The following is a 25,371-nucleotide window of genomic DNA, read 5'->3' as shown; positions in this document are numbered from 1 at the left end:
AAACATAGGAAATTAGATGGCCAAAGCGCAATCCGGCGTGTGCGCGCAAGCTAACTTACATGGCTTGCATCTGTTTTTTAATGTCCTTGATGGTCAGGATGAAGCACTCAAGGGCAAACTTGCTCAGCTCCTCGATGTACAGACAGAGTTTGACGAGCGCTTCTCTGAGGCCATGGTGGCCAGCTTTGTTGCCATCGGCGCTCAGTATTGGCCGCTATTACACCCCCAACGTACACCATCAACACTCACGAGTTTTCCTCGTATCAGTCATAGCGATCATAGCGTCGGTGTGCAGCCATTCGATTTATTTGTACAAATACGCTCGGACCGTGAAGACGTAAATCATCTTTTTGGCCAGCGGGTTTTGCAATTGTTGGCAGGGAAGGTGGAGCTGGTCGAGGAAATCAGCTGTTTCCGTTTTCTCGATGGCCGCGACTTTAACGGCTTTGTTTATGCCCCGGATACCCCTTTCGGGCGCCAGAAAATGCTTACCGCTCTAGTCAGTGACGAAGAGTATTTTGCGCATGGCAGCTATATCCATGTGCAGCGCTTTACCCATAACCTCACGTCTTGGCAGGCACTAAGTCAGGAAGAGCAGGAGCTGGTAATGGGGCGCACGCGTCTTGACAGTGAGCTGTTGATGCCGCTTAGCGCCAACAGTCATGCGGTGTGCACCGAGTTAAAAGATGAAAAGGGCCAGCCGCTGTTATTACATCAGGGTATGCCCTTTGCGAGTATGAATAAACAAGGTCTGCTGTCGGTGACCTGCGCCGCCAGTGGTAATGCCTTTGCGCAAATGCTTAATAGTCAGCTGGGTAATTATCTGCATTATGATGCCTGGCTCGACTTCACCCAGGCGGATATGGGCGCGGCTTTCTTTGCACCCTCGGTGGAATTACTGAAAAGTTTATAAGTAATTGAACAAAGAAAAAGAGGCGAGCGCCTCTTTTTTTATACGTTATCGAATAGTTTGCGTACCCGATCTAAGGTGACATCGATTTCAGACACCTTGGCGGGAGCGATAAAGATGGTATCGTCACCGGCTATGGTGCCCAGTACGCCATCGGCCTTGCCCAAGGAGTCGAGCAGGCGGGCAATCAATTGCGCCGCACCCGGGCTGGTGTTGATGATGATCATCATTTCATTGTGAACTATATCGATCACCAATTGGCGCAGTGGGGACTTAGCGGTTGGTACGGCGAGTTCGGCCGGCAAACAGTACACCATTTCCTGTTTGGCATTACGGGTTCGCACCGCGCCGAATTTACTAAGCATGCGCGAAACCTTGCTTTGACTGATGTTGTCAAAACCTTGTTCTTTAAGGGCGTCGACAATCTCACCTTGTGAACCAAAGTTTTCTTCTTTAAGAATTGCCTTAAAGGCTTTTACCAAAGCTTCCTGTTTTTCTTGCGCTTGCATAATGTCATTCTTCTTTGCAAATTGTTGTCAATATTCTACCTAAGAAGTCAGTGTATTTCATCTTAGTAGGGTCTGTTGACCTTTGCTGTTTGTTTCTTCAGCAGTTTGTAGTGTATTTATACAAGGCGGCACATGTGTGGTGTAGTTATTCTACATGAACATGTAACAACACAGTAGAAATGCGCTACAAGCGCTGCCCTACGGGTTCATCTAAACGCATCCTGCTCTGTGTTACTCGCTATGTACATAGAATGACTATGCACCATAACGAGCGTCGTGACCAGAATGCGTTTAGATTGAACATAAAGTAAACCTCAAAGATAAACAGACCCTAGAATCTTTACAGTTAAGTTTACGACTATGGTCGAGATTATCCTCAAAATAACGCGGATTAATTTGTCTTTATCGCCTATTTTCATTATCTTTAGGCCATCTTTAGGTCTGATGACCCTAATCTCACATAACCTAGTCTCGTTATTTACGGAGAATTAAAATGAAAGTTGCCGTTTTAGGTGCTGCCGGTGGTATCGGTCAAGCGCTATCTTTACTACTAAAAAATAGCCTTCCTGCTGGTTCTGAACTGTCTCTATACGACGTAGCGCCTGTTGTTCCTGGTGTTGCCGTAGACCTATCACACATCCCAACTGCAGTAGCAGTAAAAGGTTTCGGTAAAGACGACCTTGATGCAGCACTAAGCGGTTGTGACGTTGTTTTGATCCCAGCGGGTATGCCACGTAAGCCGGGCATGGATCGTGCTGACCTATTCAACGTAAACGCGAGCATCATCCAGACTCTTGCTGAAGGCATAGTTAAAAACTGTCCTAAAGCCATGGTGGGTGTTATCACTAACCCGGTAAACGGCACTGTGCCAATCGTTGCTGAAGTATTCAAAAAAGCGGGTACTTATGACCCAGCTCGCGTATTCGGTGTAACAACGCTTGATGTTATCCGTGCCGAGACTTTCGTAGCTGAGCTTAAAGGTCTAGACGTAAGCCAGGTTAAAGTTCCTGTGATCGGTGGTCACTCGGGCACTACGATTCTTCCTCTTCTTTCACAAGTGGAAGGAGCTACTTTCTCTGACGAGGAAATCGCAGCACTTACTACACGTATTCAAAACGCGGGTACTGAAGTTGTTGAAGCTAAAGCCGGTGGCGGTAGCGCAACACTTTCAATGGGTGCAGCGGCAGCACGTTTCTGCCTATCACTAGTGAAAGGCCTACAGGGTGAAGACGTGATCGAATACGCTTACGTTGAAGGTAATGGTGAAGACGCACAATTCTTCGCACAGCCAGTACGTCTTGGTAAGAACGGTGTTGAAGAGCTTCTTTCTTACGGCGAGCTAAGCGCGTTTGAGCAAAAAGCAAAAGACGACATGCTTGCAACTCTGAACAAAGACATCCAAGAAGGTGTCGACTTCATGAATAAATAAGCTAACGCCTTTGGGCAGTTAGTCGCATCCCTTGAGTATTACTCGCGGATGCATAAGCCTCTACAGATTGTTGTAGGGGCTTTTTTTATGCCTTTTTACATACAATTAACTGGTTTGACCATTTGTTACCGAGCGAAAATTACTTTCACTTTTGTTCATATCTTACATACTGAAGTGAATAAAAATGGCGGTGTATAGCGGCAATTTTGACAGCCTGAGGGGAATCTGATACCTTATCCGCACTTTTTGGTATGACCAATTTACCCGAAGCTAAAGATAACCATGTCATTAAAAGTCAAAGCAGCGAAACTTTCGGATGTGATCCTAGCGCAACTTGAGAACATGATTCTCGAGGGCTCGTTAGCACCGGGTGAAAAATTACCGCCGGAGCGTGAGCTTGCGAAACAGTTTGAAGTCTCTCGTCCGTCGCTGCGCGAAGCAATTCAAAAACTCGAAGCCAAAGGCTTAGTCACTCGTCGTCAAGGCGGTGGCACCTTTGTAAAAAACCAGTTGGAGGAAGGGTTAAGCGATCCGCTTTTCGAGCTGATCAGCAAGCACCCGGAATCACAATTTGATTTACTAGAGTTTCGTCATGCCCTTGAAGGAATTGCGGCTTACTATGCAGCCTTGCGTGGTACCCAAACTGATTTTGACAAGGTTAAAGAAAGCTTTGAAAAAATCGCTCAGGTAAGCGATGACCTGGCGGCGAAGGCCAAAGCCATCAATGCCTTTCATTTTTGCATCGCCGAAGCGTCACACAATGTAGTTTTGCTGCATTTGGTGCGCGGTATGCAGGCCTTGCTGGAGCAAAATGTCCTGCAAAACCTGCAGGTACTGATGAAGAAAACCGAGGTGTCACAGCAACTTGCTGAGCACCGTCAAGTGTTGATGGGAGCCGTTATTGAAGGGCACCCAGAGCAGGCACGTCTAGCCAGTAATGCCCACTTAGCCTTTATCGAAGAGGCATTATTGGAAGCAACCAAGGAGCACTCACGTATCGAGCGCTCATTGCGACGTACCCGCACACAATAAAATTCGCTTTAAGCCCCTGTGGAGCCTTGCTCGCACGGGGGCTTTTTAGCATTTTAAATTCGTATTTTAAACATAAGGAAAACTCCATATGTCTGAAGTCAATAAAGTTGACGTAGACGCATTAGAAACCCAAGAGTGGTTACAAGCCCTTGAGTCTGTAGTGCGTGAAGAGGGTGTTGAGCGAGCGCAATTCATTCTTGAGCAAGTGCTAGAGCAAGCGCGTTTAGACGGTGTTGATATGCCAACCGGCACCACCACTAACTACGTTAATACCATCCCTGCAGATCAAGAACCTGCATACCCGGGTGATGTAAATATCGAGCGCCGTATCCGCTCTATCATCCGTTGGAATGCGATCATGATTGTTCTGCGTGCGTCTAAGAAGGAACTTGACTTAGGTGGACACATGGCGTCTTTCCAGTCGTCAGCAGCCTTCTACGAAGTATGCTTTAACCACTTCTTCCGTGCTCCTAATGAGCAAGACGGCGGTGACCTGGTTTATTACCAAGGCCACATTTCACCGGGTATTTATGCCCGTGCTTTTGTTGAAGGTCGTTTGACTGCAGATCAGCTTGATAACTTCCGTCAGGAAGTGGATGGCAAGGGTCTTCCTTCCTACCCGCACCCGAAATTAATGCCAGAGTTCTGGCAGTTCCCAACCGTATCCATGGGTCTGGGTCCAATTGCGTCAATCTATCAAGCACGTTTCCTTAAGTACCTAGATGGTCGTGGTCTTAAAGACACATCTAACCAGCGCGTTTATGCCTTCCTGGGTGACGGTGAGATGGATGAGCCAGAATCACGTGGTGCGATTTCATTCGCCGCTCGTGAAGGTCTGGATAACCTATGTTACCTAATTAACTGTAACCTGCAGCGTCTGGATGGACCTGTAATGGGTAATGGTAAGATCATTCAAGAGCTTGAAGGTCTGTTCAAAGGTGCCGGCTGGAACGTGATCAAGGTTGTATGGGGCAGTGGCTGGGATAAGCTGCTTGCTAAAGATACAACAGGTAAGCTACTTCAGCTTATGAACGAAACGCTTGATGGTGACTACCAAACCTATAAAGCGAAGGATGGCGCCTACGTACGTGAGCACTTCTTCGGTCGTTACCCAGAAACTGCAGCCCTTGTTGCCGATATGACTGACGAAGAGATCTTCGCCCTTAAGCGCGGTGGTCATGAGCCGTCGAAACTATTCGCAGCGTTCAAATCAGCACAAGAAACCAAAGGTCGTCCAACTGTAATCCTTGCAAAAACCGTTAAAGGTTATGGCATGGGTGATGCTGCTGAAGGTAAGAACATCGCGCACCAGGTTAAGAAAATGGACATGACCCACGTAGCGCACCTACGTAGCCGTCTTGGTCTAGATGACTTGGTATCTGAAGATGATTTAGCAAATCTTCCGTACCTAACGCTAGAAGAAGGTTCGAAAGAGTACGAATACCTGCACGCTCGTCGTAATGCCCTACATGGTTACACACCGCAGCGTCTTCCTAACTTCAGCGAAGAGCTAGCATTACCTCAGTTAGATGCATTCAAGCCACTGCTTGAAGAGCAAAAGCGTGAAGTTTCAACGACCATGTCTTTCGTACGTACCTTAAACGTACTTCTTAAAGACAAGGGCATTGGTAAAAACATAGTGCCTATTATTGCCGATGAAGCCCGTACTTTCGGTATGGAAGGTCTGTTCCGTCAAATCGGTATTTATAACCCGCGCGGCCAGAACTACAGTCCAGAAGACCGTGACATCGTTTCTTACTATAAAGAAGACCAAGGTGGTCAGGTACTGCAAGAAGGTATCAACGAGCTAGGTGCAATGTCTTCATGGGTTGCTGCAGCAACCTCATACAGCACCAACGATCTACCTATGATCCCATTCTATATCTACTACTCAATGTTTGGTTTCCAACGTGTAGGCGATATGGCGTGGATGGCCGGTGACCAACAAGCACGTGGCTTCCTTCTAGGTGCAACGGCTGGTCGTACAACGCTTAATGGTGAAGGTCTGCAGCACGAAGATGGTCACAGCCATATTCTTGCAAACACAGTGCCTAACTGTATTTCTTACGACCCAACGTTTGGCTACGAAGTTGCTGTAATTATCGAAGACGGTATCCGTCGCATGTACGGTGAGAACCAAGAGAACGTCTTCTACTACCTGACTCTGATGAACGAGAACTATCATCAGCCGGCAATGCCAGAAGGCGCCGAAAAAGGTATTCGTAAGGGTATCTACAAGCTAGAAAGTTACGCTGGCAGCAAAGGCCAGGTACAGCTTCTAAGCTCAGGTACTATCATGAATGAAGTACGCAAAGCAGCGCAGATACTTAGCGATGACTACGGCATTGCCTCTGACGTATTCTCGGTAACCTCATTCAATGAGATCACCCGTGATGCTCAAGACGCAGACCGTTACAACATGCTACACCCAGAAGCAGAGGCAAAAGTGCCTTATGTAACTTCTGTACTAGGTGATGCACCTGCGATTGCTGCGACTGACTACATGAAGAACTATGCAGAGCAAATTCGTGCCTTTATCCCGGCTGAGTCTTACCGCGTACTAGGTACCGACGGTTACGGTCGTTCGGATAGCCGTGAAAACCTACGTCGTCACTTCGAAGTGAACGCAGGTTACGTGGTAGTTGCCGCACTGACTGAGCTGGCTAAACGTGGTGATGTTGAGAAGTCTGTAATTGCCGAAGCAATTAAGAAATTCAACATCGACGCAGACAAGATTAACCCGCTGTACGCTTAAGAGGTTAGCAATGACTATTGAAATTAAAGTTCCAGATATCGGCGGTGATGAGGTTGAAGTTACTGAGATTCTTGTTGCCGTTGGCGACAAGGTTGAAGTTGAGCAATCGCTTATTACCGTAGAAGGCGACAAGGCCTCTATGGAAGTACCTGCAAGCGAAGCGGGTGTGGTTAAAGAGATTAAAATCGCTGAAGGCGACACGGTTTCAACCGGCACCTTGATCATGATTTTCGAAGGTGAGTCGGCGGTAGCCGAAGCTGCGCCTGCGCAAGAAAGTGCACCTGCCGCCCCAGCGGCGAGCGCGGCTGCCAGCGCGGCTGCAAGCGAAAGCGTTGACATCAAGGTACCTGATATCGGTGACGATGAAGTTGAAGTTACTGAAATCATGGTCAGCGTCGGCGACACGGTAGCAGAAGAGCAATCAATCCTAAGCGTTGAAGGCGACAAGGCTTCTATGGAAGTACCCGCACCACAAGCCGGTGTGGTTAAAGAAATTAAAGTCAACGTAGGCGATAAGGTGAAAACTGGCTCGCTAGTGTTTGTCTTTGAAACTGCCGGCTCAGCACCTGCTGCAGCGCCAGCCGCTCCAGCTCAGGCACCAGCACAAACTGGTGGCGTTGAAATCAAAGAAGTCGTTGTGCCAGATATCGGCGGTGACGAAGTTGAAGTGACCGAAGTTATGGTCAGCGCTGGTGACAGCGTGTCAGAAGAGCAATCTATTCTGAACGTTGAAGGCGACAAGGCCTCTATGGAAGTGCCTGCTCCTTTCGCCGGTATTGTCAAAGAAGTAAAAGTGAATGTGGGCGACAAGGTGAGCACTGGCTCTCTTATCTTCACCTTCGAAGTACAAGGCTCAGTGCCAGCAGCTGCAAGTGCGGCTGCAAGTGCGGCTGCACCTGCTGCTACAGCAACGCCTGCCGCTGCACCAACTGCCGCTCCTGCTCAAAAAGCAGGTGGTCCGGCGCCAGCGAAGCGTGAAGACTTCGTTGAGAACAGTGACTATGCGCACGCATCGCCTGTGGTTCGCCGTCTGGCTCGTGAGTTTGGTATCAACCTTGCCAAAGTGAAAGGGACTGGCCGTAAGAACCGCGTTGTTAAAGAAGACGTGCAGAACTATGTGAAAGAGTTAGTGAAGCAGGTTGAGTCTGGCAATGCCGGTAAAGGTGGCAATGGTGCGGGTGTAGATCTGATCCCATGGCCAAAAGTGGACTTCAGCAAGTTCGGTGATGTGGAAGAGAAGAAACTTTCACGTATCCAGAAACTATCTGGTGCCAACCTGCACCGTAACTGGGTTCATATCCCTCACGTAACTCAATACGATGAAGCGGATATCACCAGCCTGGAAGCTTTCCGTAAGGAGCAAAATGCCCTTGCCGAGAAGAAAAAGCTAGGCGTGAAGATCACTCCACTTGTGTTCGTAATGAAAGCGGCGGCGAAAGCGTTGGAAGAGTTCCCAACCTTTAACTCATCGCTATCGGAAGACGGTGAAAGCCTGATCCTGAAGAAATACGTACACATAGGTATCGCTGTAGATACACCAAACGGTTTGGTTGTACCGGTAGTGCGTGATGTAAACAAAAAAGGCATCATCGAACTATCACGTGAGCTGATGGAAATTTCTGCCAAAGCGCGCGATGGCAAGCTGACCTCTGCAGATATGCAGGGCGGCTGTTTCACCATCTCCAGCCTGGGTGGCATCGGCGGTACGGCATTTACGCCAATCGTCAATGCGCCGGAAGTGGCGATCTTGGGTGTGTCTAAGTCTGACTTCAAACCTAAGTGGAATGGTAAAGAGTTTGAGCCGCGCCTCATGGTGCCGCTAAGCTGTTCATACGACCACCGTGTAATTGACGGTGCCTTGGCAGCACGCTTCACTGTGACCCTGGCAAATTACCTAAGCGATATTCGCAACCTGGTAATGTAAGCTAAATAGATAGAACTTTAATCCCAGTAAACGGTTTTTACTGGGATTTTTTTACTTTGCAATGATACAATCTTTGCACAATTTTTGTGAGTAATGGCGGGTAAATGAAATTATTCGTTATTGCTTCCCGTTCGGACAAAATAAGGTAATAGCATGAGCAACGAAATCAAAACTCAAGTCGTTGTACTAGGCGGTGGTCCTGGTGGTTATTCTGCAGCTTTCCGTGCCGCAGACTTAGGTTTAGAAGTCACTCTAGTTGAGTCACGCAGCACCCTTGGTGGCGTGTGCTTGAACGTAGGTTGTATTCCATCTAAAGCACTACTTCACGTTGCTAAAGTTATTGATGACGCAAGCGAAATGGCGTCTCACGGTGTTTCTTTCGGCAAGCCTGAAATCGACCTGGACAAGATCCGTGGTTGGAAAGAGTCTGTAATCGGCCAGCTAACTGGCGGCCTAGACGGCATGGCGAAAATGCGTAAAGTGAAGGTAGTTAACGGCTACGGTAAATTCACTGGCAGCAATACCCTAGACGTTGATGGCACTACTATCACTTTCGACAATGCTATTATCGCTGCGGGCTCTCAGCCTGTTAACCTACCTTTCATCCCTGAAGATGATCGCGTAATCGATTCAACCGGTGCCCTTGAGCTTAAAGACGTTCCTGAGAAACTACTTGTACTAGGTGGTGGTATCATCGGTCTTGAGATGGGTACTGTTTACCGTGCACTAGGTTCACAAATCGACGTTGTTGAATTTGCTGATCAACTAGTTCCTGCGGCTGATAAAGACGTTATCAAGATCTACACACGCTACGTAAAAGACAAGTTCAACGTAATGCTTTCTACTAAGGTAGTTGCTGTTGAAGCGAAAGACGATGGTCTTTACGTATCATTCGAAGGTAAGAATGCACCTGCTGAGCCAGTACGTTACGACAAAGTACTAGTTGCTGTTGGTCGTACACCTAACGGTAAACTTATCGACGCTGAGAAAGCGGGTGTTAACGTAGACGAGCGCGGCTTCATCAACACTGACAAGCAAATGAAGACCAATGTTGGTCACATCTATGCAATCGGTGACGTTGTAGGTCAGCCTATGCTTGCGCACAAAGCAGTTCACGAAGGTCACGTTGCTGCCGAGGTTATCTCTGGTCAGAAGCACTTCTTCGATCCTAAGTGTATTCCTTCAATCGCTTACACAGATCCAGAAATCGCTTGGGTAGGTGTAACCGAGAAAGAAGCGAAAGAGCAAGGCCTTAACATTGAAACTGCGGTATTCCCGTGGGCAGCATCGGGTCGTGCTATCGCTTCTGCACGTACCGAAGGTCAAACTAAGCTTATCTTCGATAAGGACAATGGCCGTATCATCGGTGGTGCCATGGTTGGTATCAACGCCGGTGAAATGCTGGGTGAAATCGGCCTAGCGGTTGAGATGGGTGCAGACGGTGAAGACCTGGCGCTAACTATCCATGCTCACCCGACTCTTAACGAGTCTATCGGTCTAGCTGCAGAAATCTTTGAAGGTTCAATCACTGACCTACCAAACAAAAAAGCAGTTAAGAAGAAGTAAGCGCTTTTTCTAAGCTCTTTTGCTAAGTAATAAAAAACCCGGCCTAAGCCGGGTTTTTTGTTTTTATGCTTCGCTATGATTGCGAATTAAACTGCTAGTTCACATGCTCGGCCCCGGCCAACTGCCTTTTTGGCAGAGATAAACCAGTTGCTGGCATGCTTGAACAAAATCACGGCCGTTACGCTCTGCAAGCATGGCATTCGTGAGTTGTTCACGCGAGAGTTTTGGCGTTACTTCTTGCAGCGCTTCAAAGGTGTCTAACACCCTTTCCGCTAGCCCTTTTCGGTACTGCTCGATGTGAGCGAGCCATACCGGCATATATTCGTGTCGTACCTTGGCGCCATCTAGTGCACCAATTGGCTGATGCCCCTGACCTTCTATTAAGGTGCAGCTCAGTGCCATAAAGCTATTTATTTTATCCATCTGCTCACCATACCTGTGTAATACCAATTCACTTAAATAGCTAATCATTCTAGCGGGCTAAATGCTATTTCTGATCACATACTCAACAGAATTGGTATCAGCTCTCAAACTAGAGATTACAAAATATAGCCGTATTTTTGACAGCCTGACATTACATTTGATTACAAAGTGAACAGTTTGTGTTTTTTAACCTGGGTCAGAGCAGGGCTCAAAGCCGCAGTTATTTGGCTATGGTTTTGATATTTCTCGGCTTTCGCTTAATAAAATAGCGCGGGATAAGGCTAAAAGAAAATGTGTATTTTTTTCGTAACTATTTTTGTCAGTGGCACTTAACGTGCCGCCATTTCATAGTAGACCACGTCCCAGTCGCCCATGGGATCCTGGTGGGTATAGCTGCGAATATACTCCATGCCCAGTTTTTTCATAATGGCTATTGAGCCTAGGTTATCTTGCTCGGCAATGGCGCAAAAGTGGCTTATATCACCTTGTTTACGCAATGCCTGTACCACGGCCGCCGCGGCTTCACTAGCATAGCCCTTGCCCCAGCTGATCTGTTTAAAGCGCCAGCCGAGTTCTAGGTTAAGCCACTGGGGCTGCTCGCTAAAAAATTGGTAGGGGCGTACCAAAACCCAGCCCAAAAAGCGCTGCTCGGTTTTTTCTGTGACCTGCCAAAGACCCCAGCCTTTTTCCGGGTTCAGGTATTTGGCCAGGCGCGGCAGGGCGATCTCATCTATGTCTTTGCGGGTGCTGGGTTTGCCACCATTAATGTATTTCATCACCGCCGGATCCTGGTCGAGCTCGAAGAACAGGTCGCCATCGTCAAGCGTCATAAGACGGTAGCTGAGGCGTTCGCTGTCGGGGATAGTGATCATGTTATTTACTCCGTGTTTGCTCTACAATACGCGCCCGAATCAAACCAAGGCAACCCCAAGGCGGAACCAGGTGACCAATTCTGTATTAAAACTGCGGACCCAACAAATAGCAATGGCAAAGCGCGAGTTTAAAGCCCGTGGCAGCAAGCTCAGCCGTTGTGAGTCTTGCCTCTTGGCCGAGCCTTTATGTATTTGTGCCGGGGTCGAGCCGGTGCCCTGTGGCGTTGCGGTTTGTATGCTGATGTACCATAACGAAAGCTTTAAGCCCTCCAATACTGGGCGTTTAATCGCCGATATAGTCCCCGATAACCATGCTTTTCGCTGGGACAGAACTGAGCCGGATCCCGCTTTACTGGCGCTGATTGCGGATCCCCAATATCAGGCGTATGTGGTGTTCCCGAGTGAAGGCATGACACCGGAGCGAGTTTGTACCCAGGTTCAGCATCAAGGGGATAAAAAGCCCTTGTTTATCTTTTTGGATGGCACCTGGCGCGAGGCCAAAAAGATGGTGCGCAAGTCGCCTTATCTGGATGCTTTACCCATTCTTTCCATCACTCCGGAAAAGTTATCGGACTATCGTTTGCGTGTTGCCCCCCATGCACACCAGCTTGGCACCGCTGAGGTGGCGATCATGGTGTTGCAACTGGCCGGTGAGACAGAAGCCGCAGAAAAATTAGAGCAGCATTTTGTCGCCTTTCGCGGCGCCTATCTAAAGGGCAAACGCTCTAAGCTGAGTGACTAGTCATGGGATGCCTTTTTCCCTTTGCTATTGCGCCGCTTTTACGCCCCGCTTAAGTACCTAAACTGTTCATTTAATGGCTTGATTTTGCTAGACTCGGTGTTCCATTTTTAATTCAGTAGGGATGCCTTCCCAGCATGAATGCACGTTTATGTTTATTAGCCTGTGCGGTCGCTCAAAGCCTAAGTGTTAGCGCCTTTGCAGATGAAAGTGAAATTGAACGAATTATTGTTACCGGCGACTTTAAAAGCGAGTCGATTCAAGAGCTAAGCGCCAGTGCCAGCCTCTTCTCTGAAACCGAAATTGCCGCTCGCGACGCCAAGTATTTGGATGAGCTGTTAAATCAGGCCGCCAACGTTAACTTTACCGCTGGGGCATCGCGTGGTCGCTTTGTGCAGGTGCGTGGCATAGGCCTGCGTTCGCAATTTGTTGACCCCATTAACCCTTCCGTGGGCATGGTGATAGACGGTATTAACTATTCTGGCCTAGGCGGCGCGGCCATGCTGTTCGATGTCGATCAGGTGGAAATCTACCGTGGCCCTCAGGGCACACGTTTTGGCGCCGATGCCATGGCCGGGATGATCCATATGGAAAGTACCGATCCGACCGTGACGCCAAGCCTTAAGGTCAAGCTGGGAGCGGGTAACTATAATGCCTGGGATGCAGGTATCGCCGCGGCCACCGGCTTTGGTGAGAAAAGCAGTGTGCGTGCCAGCTTCTATCAGAATAAATCCGATGGCTATATGAAAAATGCTTATCTGGGTCGTGATGATACTCAGAATATCGACGAGCAGGTCGGACGCATCAAGCTGCACTCGCAACTTACCGAGCACTGGCGCGCCGAGTTTGTCGCTCATTTTATGGATATAGATAACGGCTATGACGCCTTTACTCTGGATAACAGTCGTATCAGTGTGGCGGATCAGCCGGGTAAAGATACTCAGGAAAGTAACGCCTTTGGTCTGAGTAATATCTATACCGGTTTTGATTTTGCCGATATCGCCCTGAATCTGACCGCCTTAGATGCGGATATGCTTTATAGCTATGATGAAGACTGGGTCTGTAATGACCCGCAAGAGCCAGCGCTGTGTAAAGCTGGCTTGCACCCTTGGGGTTACAGCTCAACCGACAGCTACGAGCGTGAGCGTCAAGATCACAGTGCCGAGCTGCGCTTTACCTCTAAAGCAGGTGACTGGGTTGGTGGCCTGTATTATCAGTCGCGCGAGGTTGACTTGCTGCGCCAGTATACCTGGAATGACGGCGATTTTACTTCTAACTATGATAGCGACAACCTGGCTATCTATGGTCAAGTTGAGACCCCAATCAGTGATAAAACCCGCTTAGTCACCGGCTTGCGCGTTGAGCGCAACGAAGGCGACTATATGGATGTCCACGGCGTAAGCGAAACCGTTGACGATACCATGATTGGCGGTAAGGTCGCTCTTGAGTATCAAGTGGTACCACGCACCATGATATACACCAGTATCAGCCGCGGTTATAAGGCCGGTGGTATCAACGCCGAGGCCATAGCCAAAGCCAATGATGAAGGTTTAAGTCAGGATGCGGAGTTTTTCCTCAACCATCGTACTTTTGATCCAGAATATCTGTGGAATGCCGAGTTCGGTGTGAAGGGCAGTTCAGCCGATCAACGTTTGAATCTGCGTATTACCGCGTTTTATATGTATCGCGATAATATTCAGCTTAAAGCTTGGAAAACCGAAGATCAGCAATTTGCCGGTTACTTCGACAATGGCAACAGCGGTGAAAACTATGGTCTTGAAATTGAAGGCGAATACGTTTATTCACCACGTCTAACCCTAAGCGGTAGTCTGGGTTTGTTGGAAAGCGAAATCGACGGTTTTGTTACAGCCGATGGCATTGATCAAACGGATCGTGATCAGGCGCAGGCGCCTAATTATCAATATGCCATCAACGCGCGCTTTAATATTACCGATGCCTTATCTGTGAGTGTGGGCATGGAAGGCAAGGACGAGTATTACTTCTCCAACAGCCATGACTCGCAAGCACCGCATGCGAACCTGGTAAACGCCAGCATTGGCTATCAGGCGGATTACTGGGACTTAAACTTCTGGGTGCGTAATGCCCTGGATGAAGATACTTATACTCGCGGCTTTGAGTTTGGTAACAATCCGGTAAATGAATACGCTACGCAAACCTATGTGCAATATGGTGAGCCGCGTGTGGCGGGTGTGAGCTTTACTTACGAGCTGTAACGGTTAACGAGACACAAAAAAACGCGAGCTAAGGCTCGCGTTTTTTATTGCCGATAAAGGAGTGATTATTTCAATAATGACTCGGTTAGTACCGGACGAATTTCTTTTACAAGGGCTTGGGCTAGCTTAGGAGCACCACATACTATGTTGCCGCTTTTCTCAAAGTTTGCACCACCGGCGAAGTCCATCACCAAACCACCTGCTTCTTTAACAAGTAGCTGACCTGCGGCTGTATCCCAAGGTTTCAAACCAATTTCGAAGAAGCCATCAACGCGACCGGCAGCTACGTAGGCCATATCCAGCGCTGCAGAGCCCGCGCGACGAATATCAGAGGTGTGTACGAATAGGGCTTTAAAGGCTTCCATATAGGCATCCATATGGTGCTTGTGCTTGAACGGGAAACCTGTTGCCAGCACGGTACCAGACAAGTCTTTGGCGTTGCTTACACGGATACGCTTGCTGTTAAGCTGGGCGCCTTGACCACGGCTGGCGGTGAAAAGCTCACCACGGATTGGGTCATAAACAACCGCTTGTTCGATGCGACCTTTTACCTTAAGGGCAATCGATACACAGAAATGCGGGATATCTTGGATAAAGTTAGTGGTGCCGTCGAGAGGATCGACAACCCATAGGTAATCTGCGTCAGAACCTTCAAGTTGACCTAGTTCTTCACCCACAATGCTGTGGTTTGGGTACGCTTTTAAGATGGTTTCGCGAATAACGGCTTCAGCCTCTTTGTCGACGTTAGTCACAAAGTCGTTGTTGCCTTTTTGAGTGGCTTCAACTTTTGATAAATCTTCACAGGCGCGCAAAATCACCTTACCTGCGTTTCGCGCAGCGCGAATCGCAATGTTTAACATTGGATGCATAGCATTACCTTTGGGTTGTAAAAGAACAATATTTTGAGCCGGAGTATTCTAACGATTTTACTGACAAAGTAAATAAAGTTCGTAAAAATAATTGCTGTTTTTTTAACCGCAATGCATCTTTGAGGGTAAAGATGGAGGAAATTTCAACTCCTGCTGGCAAGGCTTATGATAAACTAGCGCGCAAATTGGTTATTGAAAGCATAAGCACATCACTATGGCGTTAGAGAATATTCGCATTGTATTAGTTAACACCTCACATTCGGGCAATATCGGCTCCGCCGCACGGGCGATGAAAACCATGGGCTTTAGCAGCCTGTATCTGGTCGACCCGGCCTGTGAAATCGACAGTCATGCCAGTGCCTTGGCGGCCGGTGCCACGGATATTCTTGGCACTGCAACCACAGTCTCGACCTTAGAAGAAGCTCTTGAAGGCTGTAGTCTGGCGATTGGCACCAGTGCGCGCTCACGCACCCTGAGCTGGCCCATGGTTGACCCCCGTGGCTGTGGCGAAAAGCTGGTTAGTGAGTCTCAGCAAGGCCCTGTGGCCCTGGTCTTTGGTCGTGAAAACAGCGGTCTCAGTAATGATGAACTGCAACTGTGTAATTTCCATGTTTGTATTCCCGCGAACCCAGAGTACAGCTCACTGAACTTGGCTATGGCGGTGCAAACCCTGTGCTATGAAACCCGCATGCAGTTCCTTGATAAGCAAGAGCAGGTGGTTGAAGAAGATGAAGCCGAATACCCGAGCAACGAGCAGATGCAGCGCTTTTATGAGCATCTGGAAAAAACCTTTGGCGACACCGGCTTTATCATTAAGCAGCACCCGGGTCAGGTTATGACCAAGCTAAAACGCTTGTTTAACCGAGCGCGTCCAGAGCAACAGGAGCTGAACATTTTGCGTGGCATGTTGACCTCGGTCGACAAGCAGATGAAAGACCCTAAATAAAGGGTCAAATCCATACTTTTCAAAGCGGATAAATACTTGACTAAATCACTCAGGTATTTACAATGTGAATGAATACCCGAGTATTTCACTCAAGTACTAGTAAATACTTGACTCTAATACTCAGGTAATTAAAATTCACACTCTTGATGAGTATGGGGGCGTTATGAAGTTAACATCTAAAGGCAGATATGCGGTTACCGCTATGCTCGATGTTGCGCTACACACAGATGTTGGGCCCGTTCCCCTTGCCGACATTTCCGAGCGGCAAGAAATCTCCTTGTCTTATCTGGAGCAATTATTCGCGCGCTTGCGTAAGCAAGGTTTGGTGACCTCGGTACGAGGCCCTGGCGGCGGTTATTTGCTCGGCAAAGAGGCCAGTGCCATTTCCGTGGGTGATGTGATTAGCGCCGTAAATGAGTCGGTGGATGCCACTCGTTGTCATGGTGCTGAGGGCGGCTGCCAAAGTGGTATGCGTTGCCTTACCCACACCCTGTGGACTGAGTTAAGTCAGCGCATTGAAGAATTTTTACATGGCATCACGTTAGCCGAGTTGGTCAATAAGTCCGACATTAAAGAAGTGGCCCAGCGCCAGGATAAAAGCCTAAGTGATGCCCTGAGCAAGTTAGAGAATATAGAAGTCAGCTGTCAATTGTGAGCAACCCCAGGGTTGCCGTGAGCGGAGAAAGTATGAAGTTACCAATTTATTTAGATTATGCAGCAACAACGCCAGTGGACTCGCGCGTTGCCGAAGAAATGATGCAATGCCTGACAATGGAAGGTAATTTTGGTAACCCAGCATCACGTTCGCACCGCTTTGGTTGGCAGGCCGAGGAGGCAATCGATCAGGCGCGTCACGATATCGCTGAGCTGATTAATGCCGATCCACGCGAAATCGTATTTACTTCGGGTGCCACAGAGTCAAATAACTTGGCCATCAAAGGTGCCGCTAACTTCTACAAGAAGAAAGGCCAGCACATTATTACCGTGCGCACCGAGCATAAAGCGGTAATCGACACTTGTCGTGAGCTTGAGCGTCAAGGTTTTGAAGTAACCTATATGGACGTGGAAGCTAACGGTCTGCTTGATCTGAAAAAGCTTGAAGCCGCCATGCGCGATGACACCATCCTAGTAAGCGTAATGCACGTAAACAACGAGCTAGGTGTGATTCAAGATATCGCCACCATCGGTGAGATGTGCCGAGAGCGCAAGATCATGTTCCATGTTGATGCTGCACAAAGCGCCGGCAAGGTGAAAATTGACCTGCAAGAGCTGAAAGTTGATTTCATGTCCTTCTCTGGCCACAAGGTCTATGGTCCTAAGGGTATTGGTGCCCTTTACGTGCGTCGTAAGCCACGTGCTCGCCTAGAAGCGCAAATGCACGGCGGTGGTCACGAGCGCGGTATGCGTTCGGGCACACTAGCCACGCACCAGATCGTTGGCATGGGTGCGGCTTTCCGCATCGCTAAACAAGATTTCGATAAAGATCACGCCCATATCAGTGCCTTACGCACTCGTCTAATCGACGGCATTATGAAGGATATGGACGAAGTATACTTCAACGGTGCACCAGAGCACTCTGTGCCTGGCATAGTCAATATCAGCTTCAACTTCGTTGAAGGTGAGTCGCTGCTAATGGCAGTTAAAGACATTGCGGTTTCTTCAGGTTCAGCCTGTACATCGGCCAGCCTTGAGCCTTCATACGTATTGCGTGCCCTAGGTCGTAACGATGAGTTGGCGCACAGTTCTATCCGTTTCAGCATTGGTCGCTTTACCACCGAAGAAGAAATCGACTACACCGTTAAACTTATTAAAGAGTCTATTAGCCGACTTCGTGAGATGTCTCCACTTTGGGAGATGCATCAGGAAGGGATTGATTTAGAGTCGGTTGAGTGGGCACATCATTAAGCCTTGGCAGTAACAAGGTAGCGAGGTAAAAGTTATGGCATACAGTGATAAAGTAATAGATCACGTAGAGAATCCACGTAACGTTGGCTCTCTTGACAAAAATGATCCAAGCGTAGCGACGGGCATGGTTGGTGCACCGGCGTGTGGTGACGTAATGAAGCTACAAATCAAGGTTTCTGAGCAAGGCGTTATTGAAGACGCGAAGTTTAAAACTTACGGTTGTGGTAGTGCCATTGCATCATCATCATTGGTAACCGAGTGGGTTAAGGGCAAGACTCTTGACGAAGCTGCGGAAATCAAAAACACCGACATCAGCGCCGAGCTTGAGTTGCCACCGGTGAAAATCCACTGCTCAATTCTGGCAGAAGATGCGATCCAGGCAGCGATTAAAGATTACAAGAGTAAACACGGCAAATAAGGCAGTAGTATGGCAATCACCTTAACAGATGCAGCGGCGGAGCGCGTAAAATCCTTTCTAGACAATCGTGGTAAAGGATTGGGTCTGCGTGTGGGCATTAAAACCACAGGCTGTTCAGGGCTTGCCTACGTTCTTGAGTTTGTTGATGAACTTAGCGAAGGTGATGAAACCTTCGAGCACAAGGGCGTAACGGTCGTTGTCGACGCAAAGAGCCTGGTATACATAGATGGTACCGAGCTGGACTTCACCAAAGAAGGTTTAAACGAAGGGTTTAAATTCAATAACCCGAACCAAAATGGTGAATGTGGTTGCGGCGAGAGCTTTACCGTATAACGGCACTTATTGGGCAAGGCGTTGCTCAGGATCAGGTATTGTATTCGCTTAAGCCCTACCTTATGTAGGGCTTTTCGTTATAAAGGTTTTTCATGCGTTATTTTGAATTGTTTTCGATCCCGGTAAATTATGACGTCGATCTGCAAATGATCGGCGCCCGCTATTTAGATTTGCAACGGGCGGCGCATCCGGACCGACACAGTGGCGGCAGTGAGCGAGAAAAGCTGCTGGCGGTGCAAAAAACGGCGGAAATTAACGATGCTCTGCAAACCCTTAAGCACCCCCTTAAACGCGCCGAATATATGCTGGCCGAGTTAGGTCTGGAAATTCGTGGCGAGCAGCAAACCCTGCAAGATCCTATGTTCTTGATGCAGCAAATGGAGCTGCGTGAAGAGCTTGAAGAGGTCAAGACAAGCGATGACCCAGATGCGGCGATTGCCAAGCTAGAGCAGCACATTAAAGAGTTGAACAACGAATACAGCAATGAGCTGCAAAGTCTATTAGCCAGCCAGGATGAAAATGATTGGCAAAAAGCGGCGGATAACGTGCGAAAACTCAAGTTTGTTTTTAAATTAAAAGACGAGCTGGAGCGCATTGAAGATGAATTATTTGACGACTAGTGACTAATCAGCATTGAGTAAAAAGGTTTTATAACACACATGGCATTACTGCAAATTGCTGAGCCGGGGCAAAGCACGGCACCTCATGAACATAAACTCGCGGTAGGTATCGACCTAGGTACCACCAACTCCTTGGTGGCCACGGTGCAAAGCGGCGAGGCCAGAACCCTCACCGATGAGCTGGGTAACGCCATGTTGCCTTCTGTGGTACGCTATTTAGAGCAAGGCCATGTGGTTGGCCAAGAAGCTGCGGTTCATGCCGCAGACGACCCGCATAATACCCTGATTTCAGTTAAGCGTTTCCTAGGTAAAACCCAGGCGGAAATAGAAAGTAGCTATGGTCAATTGCCCTATGAATTCAGCGATGACAACGGCAGTTTGCATATTCGTACCCGCCAAGGCGATATCAGCCCGGTACAGGCATCGAGCGATATCTTAAACGCCCTGCGTGAGCGCGCTGAGCAAAGCTTTGGTGGCGACACCATTACCGGCGCGGTGATCACGGTTCCGGCCTATTTTGATGACGCCCAGCGTCACAGCACAAAAGATGCGGCGCAACTGGCCGGCATTAAGGTGCTACGATTACTGAACGAGCCAACCGCCGCGGCGGTAGCCTATGGTTTGGACTCGGGTCAGGAAGGGGTAATCGCCGTGTACGACCTGGGCGGTGGTACCTTTGATATTTCTATCTTGCGCCTCAATAAAGGGGTGTTTGAAGTGCTGGCTACCGGTGGTGACTCAGCCCTCGGCGGTGATGATTTCGATGCGTTATTAGTTGAACACTTCAAGCAGCAAACTTCAGCTCAAAACCTATCAGCCAATACCCTGCGTTTATTTATCAATAAAGCGAAAGCTTGTAAGGAAGCACTTACAAACTATGCTAAGGTCAATGTTGGCCTGGAGTTCGATGGACAAACGCATACAGTTGAAGTCACGCGTGAATTATTCGCCGAGCTGGCTCTGCCCCTGGTGAAGAAAACCCTGCGTAGCTGTCGTCGTGCCCTCAAAGATGCCGGTATAAGTACGGATGAGGTGCTCGAAGTAGTGATGGTGGGCGGCTCGACCCGCATGCCTATCGTGCGTGAGCAGGTGGGTGAGTTCTTTGCCAAAGAGCCGTTAACCAGCATAGACCCGGATCGCGTAGTTGCCATCGGTGCCGCCATTCAGGCCGATATCCTGGTAGGCAACAAGCCGGAAGCGGATATGTTGCTGTTGGACGTATTACCCCTGTCTCTTGGTTTGGAAACCATGGGTGGCCTGGTCGAGAAGATCATTCCTCGCAATACCACCATTCCGGTAGCGCGCGCGCAGGAATTTACCACCTTTAAAGACGGGCAAACGGCCATGTCACTGCATGTGCTGCAAGGCGAACGAGAACTGGTTGACGATTGTCGCTCTTTGGCTAAATTCAGTCTTAAAGGTATTCCGCCTATGGCCGCCGGTGCGGCGCATATTCGCGTGACCTTCAATGTCGATGCCGACGGTCTGCTAAGCGTGACTGCGATGGAGAAATCCACCGGCGTACAGGCGGAAATTCAGGTGAAACCTTCATTTGGCTTATCCGATGATCAGGTAGCCGAGATGCTTAAGTCCTCGATGAGCAACGCCAAAGAAGATATGCAGGCGCGTATGCTCAAAGAGCAACAGGTAGAAGTCTTACGCGTACATGAAGCTTTGGAAGCATCGCTTGCCACCGACAGCCACTTACTGGACGAGCAAGAACTGGCGACGCTACGTGAAGCCATGGCACAGATGCAGGCGATCAGTGCCAGCACCACAGAGCCACAAAAGATTAAAGACGCCATCGAAAAGGTGGATGCGGCGAGTAGCGAGTTTGCCGCCCGTCGTATGGATGCATCAATTAAAAAGGCCTTGAAAGGCCAATCAGTAGATGAGGTATAAGCAATGCCACAAATTATCTTTTTACCCAATGAAGAGCTATGCCCAGAGGGCGCAGCCATCGAAGCCAAGGCCGGTGAGACGGTATTGGATGTGGCGCTTAAAAATGGCATCAGCATTCCTCATGCCTGCGAAAAGTCCTGTGCCTGTACTACCTGCCATGTGATTATTCGTGAGGGCTTTGACTCCTTGGAAGAAAGCGATGAGCTTGAAGATGACATGCTGGATAAAGCCTGGGGGCTAGAGTCTGAGTCGCGTCTGGGTTGCCAGGCCAGAGTAGCCGACGAGGATTTGGTGGTTGAGATCCCCAAATACAACCTCAATATAGTGAATGAAGAGCATTAAGCTTTCACGCATGTAAATTAGAAAAAGCCGCTGTATCATAGAATCAGCGGCTTTTTTATTGGGAGACTTATATGAGTACGGCCTTGTTATTTACCCAGCCCTTTATCGATGGCCAGTGGCTAGAGGGAGAGGGGGAGTTTGATGTATTTAATCCCGCCGACAACAGTGTTTTGGCGAGCGTATCCCGGGTAACAGCGGCTCAAGTCGAGCAAGCCATTGGTGCCGCCGAGCGGGCCTTTAGCAGTTTAAAAAATACCAGTTGTGAGCATCGTGCCCAGGTGCTTGAGCGTTGGTATGACCTGGTGATCGCTAACCAGCAGGCACTGGCCGAGCTGATGACCAAGGAGCAGGGCAAGCCCTTGGCGGAAGCGCTTGGGGAGGTTAAATATGGGGCCGACTATATAAAATGGTATGCCGAGCAGGCCAGGCGAAGCTATGGTGAGCTTATTCCCGCCAGCAATGACAAGCATAGAATTTCGGTTATTAAGCAAGGTGTGGGCGTGGTGGCGGGCATCACTCCGTGGAATTTTCCTATCGCCATGATCACCCGCAAGGTGGCACCGGCTTATGCCGCCGGGTGCAGCTTTATTTTAAAACCCTCCGAGCATACGCCTTTATCTGCCTTGGCCCTGGCGCACTTAGCCCATGAAGCCGGCTTCGAACCGGGCGCTTTTGATGTGCTGCTGAGCGATCGCGCCAAGGAAGTGGGAGAGCAGCTCTGTGCTTCAGAGGTGGTGCGCAAATTCACCTTTACCGGCTCCACCGCCGTGGGCAGGCAATTACTGGCCCAGTGTGCCCCAACGATAAAACGCACCTCCATGGAGCTTGGCGGTAACGCACCCCTGCTGGTGTTTGCCAGCGCCGATCTGGATAAGGCCGCCGATGGCATTATTGCCAGCAAATTTCGCAATGCCGGACAAACCTGTGTCTGTGTAAACCGAGTCTTGGTGGATGAGAGCGTCGCTGAGGACTTAACCGCCAAACTGGCCGAACGAGTCCAGGCCTTAAGCGTGGGTGATGGCTTTAGTGCCGGGGTGGATATTGGTCCCTTGATTTACCCTGCCGCCAAAGACAAGGTGTTGCAACTGGTTAAAGACGCGCTTGAACAAGGTGCCAAACAGGTTAACCAGGCTGCTTCCTTAGACGGTAACTATGTGGCGCCGCTGTTGCTTACCAATGTAAATGCCGAGATGCGCATCAGTCAGGAAGAGATCTTTGGTCCCGTGCTGACCGTCGCCACCTTTAGCGATGAGGCCGAGGCGATTAGCCAGGCCAATGCCGTTCCTTATGGTTTGGCGGCTTATTTTTACAGTCAGGACATAAGCCAGATTTACCGTGTCGGCGAGGCGCTGGAATACGGTATGGTGGGGATCAACGAAGGGCTTATTTCCAATCCGGTTGCACCCTTTGGCGGCGTAAAGCAATCGGGCCTGGGACGCGAAGGCGGCCATCAGGGACTGGACGAGTATCTGGAAGAAAAGTACCTGTGCTTAAATATCGGTTAGCGGCATTTAAACGGGTATGCTACCCCAGATATTTGCAGTGCCGGGGCGCTAGTCGTTACACTCTCATTTTTGCAGTAATGGATAAGTGCTTGTGAATCCACATATTAGTTTGGTCGTGCTGGCGGGCGGATTAGGCAGTCGTTTTGGCGGCGCCAAGCAAATCGCCCCGCTGCCCGGAGTCAATCGCACCATAATGGAGTTGAGCATTGAAGATGCCTATCACGCCGGTATTCGCCATCTGGTGCTGGTGATCAACGCTGCCGTGCGCGCTTATATTGAGCAAGAGATATTGCCTAAGCTGCCCGCCGATCTGGAAGTCACCCTGGTTGAGCAGCGCCTTGAAGATGTTCCCGCCGAGTACGCACAGCGTGCAGCACAGCGGCAAAAGCCCTGGGGCACGGGTCATGCACTGTTATGCGCGAAAGAGGCGGTTATCGACAAGGCCATAGTGATCACCGCCGATGATTATTACGGCAGCCAGGCCTATAAACAACTGGTGCAACACTTTAAGCGCAGCAGCAACTGGGCCTGTGTGGCCTATCCACTGCAACAAACCTTGTCGGAGCAAGGAGGAGTTAATCGCGGTATTTGTGCCCTTAATGAGCTGCAGCAACTCGTGCGTGTGGATGAAGTGCTGAATATCCAATACCAGGAAGATGGCACCTTAGTTGGCCTCAACGACAAGGGACAGGCGAGAGCTTTGGCTTCGGATGCCCTTGCGTCAATGACCTTTTGGGGGATAGACAAGCGACTCTTTACGATTTTGGCAGAAAACTTTGATGACTTCCTTGGTCACCATGACAAGGGCAACGCAAAGGAGTATTATCTTCCCGATCAAATCCAATACGGCATTGACCAGCACTTAGCTGTGGTCGAGGTATACGCCGCCAAGCAGGCTTGGATGGGGATGACCTATAAAGATGAATTGCCCCTACTGGCTCGGAATATCGCCGCGCTTAAGGGATTAAGCCATAAGTAACGGGGCTGCCAAACATACACCTATGAATACAGATTATTATGCGCAGCTGTTAGCGCAGCAATACGGCTTTGCGCCACCACTGAGCTTAAAGGCCATAGGCAACGGCCATATTAATACCACCATGTTGTTAGGACATCGCGATGGCAGTGTGGTGGTACAGAAACTCAATACCCAAGTCTTTCCTGAGCCCGAAAAACTAGTCGCCAATGCCCGTAAAATTGAGCAGACCTGATGCAAAAACATCAGGCAAGCCAGTATGATCTTGAAGTGATCAAGCATGTGCCCACCCTGGAGGGGAGCTATTTGCCGAGCATTGATGGTGAGTATTGGCGGGCCTTGGAATTTATCGGTAACAGCCGCAGTGAAGAGGTGGTGCAGTCGCCCTTGCAGGCTCAGGTTGCTGCCAGTGCCTTTGGTCGCTTTGCCGCCGCGCTGCAGGATTTCGACGCCGAGTCCTTGTATCCGGTGATCAAGGATTTTCATAATCTCGCCATGCGCATGGACATGCTGGAGCAGGCTGTGCAAGCCGATAAACTCGGTCGTGTTAAGGACGTACAGCAGCAGTTGGATTTTTGTCGCGAGCAAGCTTTCCTAATAGATGAAGTGGTGACGGTTACCGCGCAAATACCTTTGCGTCCTTGTCATAACGACACCAAAATCAACAATATGCTGTTTAGTGACAAGCAGGGTACGTCAGAGCCAAAGGCTGCGCCTGCGGCAGCACCCGCGGCTGCACCCGCGGCTGCACCCGCGGCCAAAGCGGTGATCGATCTGGACACCTGCATGCCCGGTTATTGGTTATTCGATTTTGGCGACATGGTGCGCACCTTCTGCTCGCCGGAAGAAGAAGACAGTATTAACCTGGCGAATGTGCGGGTGCGTGAAGAAATCTTTGCCGCCCTGGTTAAGGGCTACATTGAGCCTTTAAAGGCGCACATTACCGCCGAGGAAAAGGCCAGCTTCTGGCTTGGCGCCAGGGTGATGCCCTTTATGATCGGGGTGCGTTTTCTTACCGACTATATCGACGGCGACCATTATTTCAGCATTAAGCACGGCCGCCATAATCTCGATAGAGCCAATAATCAGTTTGCCCTGTATCGCAGCGTACTGGCGCAACAAGAAAGGCTTAAGTCGCTGATTGATAATGCTTAAACTACAG

General features: G+C 49.3%; 22 protein-coding genes and 1 pseudogene. 19 read left to right on the top strand and 4 right to left on the bottom strand.

What is annotated here, in order from left to right; genetic code table 11:
• Positions 1-16 precede the first annotated feature (16 nt).
• Positions 17-913 carry a Dyp-type peroxidase gene (locus tag C2M24_RS10135; protein WP_105214695.1) on the top strand — a complete coding sequence of 299 codons (897 nt, stop codon included), beginning with the start codon at positions 17-19 and terminating at the stop codon, positions 911-913.
• Between the two features lie 38 nt (positions 914-951).
• Here the strand turns inward: C2M24_RS10135 and argR are convergent, their stop codons facing one another.
• A complete protein-coding gene (gene argR, locus C2M24_RS10130) occupies positions 952-1,419 on the bottom strand; it encodes a transcriptional regulator ArgR (RefSeq protein ID WP_105200190.1) in 468 nt (155 codons plus the stop codon).
• Between the two features lie 493 nt (positions 1,420-1,912).
• On the opposite strand from argR, the gene mdh reads away from it, so the two are divergent.
• The 5 genes from mdh to lpdA all read left to right on the top strand — a co-directional run bounded on the left by mdh (position 1,913) and on the right by lpdA (position 10,125).
• Entirely contained in the window at positions 1,913-2,848 is a 936-nt protein-coding gene (gene mdh, locus C2M24_RS10125; RefSeq protein ID WP_105200191.1) for a malate dehydrogenase, read from the top strand.
• A 282-nt stretch (positions 2,849-3,130) separates the two neighbouring features.
• Positions 3,131-3,880, top strand: a complete 750-nt coding sequence (gene pdhR / locus C2M24_RS10120) for a pyruvate dehydrogenase complex transcriptional repressor PdhR (protein WP_105200192.1) — start codon at positions 3,131-3,133, stop codon at positions 3,878-3,880.
• An 88-nt stretch (positions 3,881-3,968) separates the two neighbouring features.
• Positions 3,969-6,635: a pyruvate dehydrogenase (acetyl-transferring), homodimeric type gene (gene aceE / locus C2M24_RS10115; protein ID WP_105214693.1), complete on the top strand. Its 2,667-nt coding sequence runs from the start codon at positions 3,969-3,971 to the stop codon at positions 6,633-6,635.
• Positions 6,636-6,645: 10 nt separating this feature from the next.
• Positions 6,646-8,559: a pyruvate dehydrogenase complex dihydrolipoyllysine-residue acetyltransferase gene (gene aceF / locus C2M24_RS10110; protein ID WP_105214691.1), complete on the top strand. Its 1,914-nt coding sequence runs from the start codon at positions 6,646-6,648 to the stop codon at positions 8,557-8,559.
• Between the two features lie 153 nt (positions 8,560-8,712).
• Complete coding sequence (lpdA, locus tag C2M24_RS10105) at positions 8,713-10,125, top strand: dihydrolipoyl dehydrogenase (RefSeq protein ID WP_105200195.1); 1,413 nt, start codon at positions 8,713-8,715, stop codon at positions 10,123-10,125.
• Positions 10,126-10,224: 99 nt separating this feature from the next.
• Here the strand turns inward: lpdA and C2M24_RS10100 are convergent, their stop codons facing one another.
• Positions 10,225-10,548 carry a hypothetical protein gene (locus tag C2M24_RS10100; protein WP_158677911.1) on the bottom strand — a complete coding sequence of 108 codons (324 nt, stop codon included), beginning with the start codon at positions 10,546-10,548 and terminating at the stop codon, positions 10,225-10,227.
• 329 nt (positions 10,549-10,877) lie between these two features.
• Entirely contained in the window at positions 10,878-11,420 is a 543-nt protein-coding gene (locus C2M24_RS10095; protein ID WP_325034815.1) for a GNAT family N-acetyltransferase, read from the bottom strand.
• Positions 11,421-11,490: 70 nt separating this feature from the next.
• Between C2M24_RS10095 and C2M24_RS10090 the strand changes: the two genes are divergently transcribed.
• Positions 11,491-12,162, top strand: a complete 672-nt coding sequence (locus C2M24_RS10090) for a tRNA-uridine aminocarboxypropyltransferase (protein WP_105214689.1) — start codon at positions 11,491-11,493, stop codon at positions 12,160-12,162.
• A 134-nt stretch (positions 12,163-12,296) separates the two neighbouring features.
• Entirely contained in the window at positions 12,297-14,393 is a 2,097-nt protein-coding gene (locus tag C2M24_RS10085) for a TonB-dependent receptor (RefSeq protein WP_105200198.1), read from the top strand.
• 65 nt (positions 14,394-14,458) lie between these two features.
• On the opposite strand, the gene suhB is transcribed toward C2M24_RS10085, so the two are convergent.
• Positions 14,459-15,262, bottom strand: a complete 804-nt coding sequence (gene suhB, locus C2M24_RS10080; RefSeq protein ID WP_105214686.1) for an inositol-1-monophosphatase — start codon at positions 15,260-15,262, stop codon at positions 14,459-14,461.
• A gap of 214 nt (positions 15,263-15,476) precedes the next feature.
• Here suhB and trmJ point away from each other — a divergent pair, with 214 nt between their 5' ends.
• From trmJ to C2M24_RS10025, 11 genes and pseudogenes are all read left to right on the top strand, one after another.
• On the top strand, positions 15,477-16,208 hold the full coding sequence (gene trmJ, locus C2M24_RS10075; protein ID WP_105214684.1) for a tRNA (cytosine(32)/uridine(32)-2'-O)-methyltransferase TrmJ: 732 nt from the start codon (positions 15,477-15,479) through the stop codon (positions 16,206-16,208).
• 163 nt (positions 16,209-16,371) lie between these two features.
• On the top strand, positions 16,372-16,863 hold the full coding sequence (gene iscR / locus C2M24_RS10070) for a Fe-S cluster assembly transcriptional regulator IscR (protein ID WP_105200207.1): 492 nt from the start codon (positions 16,372-16,374) through the stop codon (positions 16,861-16,863).
• A 32-nt stretch (positions 16,864-16,895) separates the two neighbouring features.
• Entirely contained in the window at positions 16,896-18,113 is a 1,218-nt protein-coding gene (locus C2M24_RS10065) for an IscS subfamily cysteine desulfurase (protein ID WP_105200208.1), read from the top strand.
• 34 nt (positions 18,114-18,147) lie between these two features.
• Positions 18,148-18,531, top strand: coding sequence for a Fe-S cluster assembly scaffold IscU (gene iscU / locus C2M24_RS10060; RefSeq protein ID WP_105200209.1), 384 nt, complete (start codon positions 18,148-18,150; stop codon positions 18,529-18,531).
• A gap of 9 nt (positions 18,532-18,540) precedes the next feature.
• Complete coding sequence (gene iscA, locus C2M24_RS10055; RefSeq protein ID WP_105200210.1) at positions 18,541-18,864, top strand: iron-sulfur cluster assembly protein IscA; 324 nt, start codon at positions 18,541-18,543, stop codon at positions 18,862-18,864.
• A 92-nt stretch (positions 18,865-18,956) separates the two neighbouring features.
• Complete coding sequence (hscB, locus tag C2M24_RS10050) at positions 18,957-19,484, top strand: co-chaperone HscB (RefSeq protein WP_105214682.1); 528 nt, start codon at positions 18,957-18,959, stop codon at positions 19,482-19,484.
• Positions 19,485-19,523: 39 nt separating this feature from the next.
• Positions 19,524-21,386, top strand: coding sequence for a Fe-S protein assembly chaperone HscA (gene hscA, locus C2M24_RS10045; RefSeq protein ID WP_105214679.1), 1,863 nt, complete (start codon positions 19,524-19,526; stop codon positions 21,384-21,386).
• A gap of 3 nt (positions 21,387-21,389) precedes the next feature.
• Positions 21,390-21,728: an ISC system 2Fe-2S type ferredoxin gene (gene fdx / locus C2M24_RS10040; protein ID WP_105200213.1), complete on the top strand. Its 339-nt coding sequence runs from the start codon at positions 21,390-21,392 to the stop codon at positions 21,726-21,728.
• A 71-nt stretch (positions 21,729-21,799) separates the two neighbouring features.
• Entirely contained in the window at positions 21,800-23,233 is a 1,434-nt protein-coding gene (locus C2M24_RS10035; protein ID WP_105214677.1) for an NAD-dependent succinate-semialdehyde dehydrogenase, read from the top strand.
• A gap of 91 nt (positions 23,234-23,324) precedes the next feature.
• Complete coding sequence (locus C2M24_RS10030; RefSeq protein ID WP_233999537.1) at positions 23,325-24,212, top strand: NTP transferase domain-containing protein; 888 nt, start codon at positions 23,325-23,327, stop codon at positions 24,210-24,212.
• A gap of 22 nt (positions 24,213-24,234) precedes the next feature.
• A pseudogene (locus tag C2M24_RS10025) lies at positions 24,235-25,364 on the top strand (phosphotransferase enzyme family protein).
• Positions 25,365-25,371 lie beyond the last annotated feature (7 nt).

It is taken from the genome of Pseudoalteromonas sp. T1lg22 (genome assembly GCF_002964645.1).
Taxonomy (GTDB): domain Bacteria; phylum Pseudomonadota; class Gammaproteobacteria; order Enterobacterales; family Alteromonadaceae; genus Pseudoalteromonas.
Note: the sequence above shows the minus strand (reverse complement) of the source record. Positions and strands in the feature narration are given on the sequence as shown.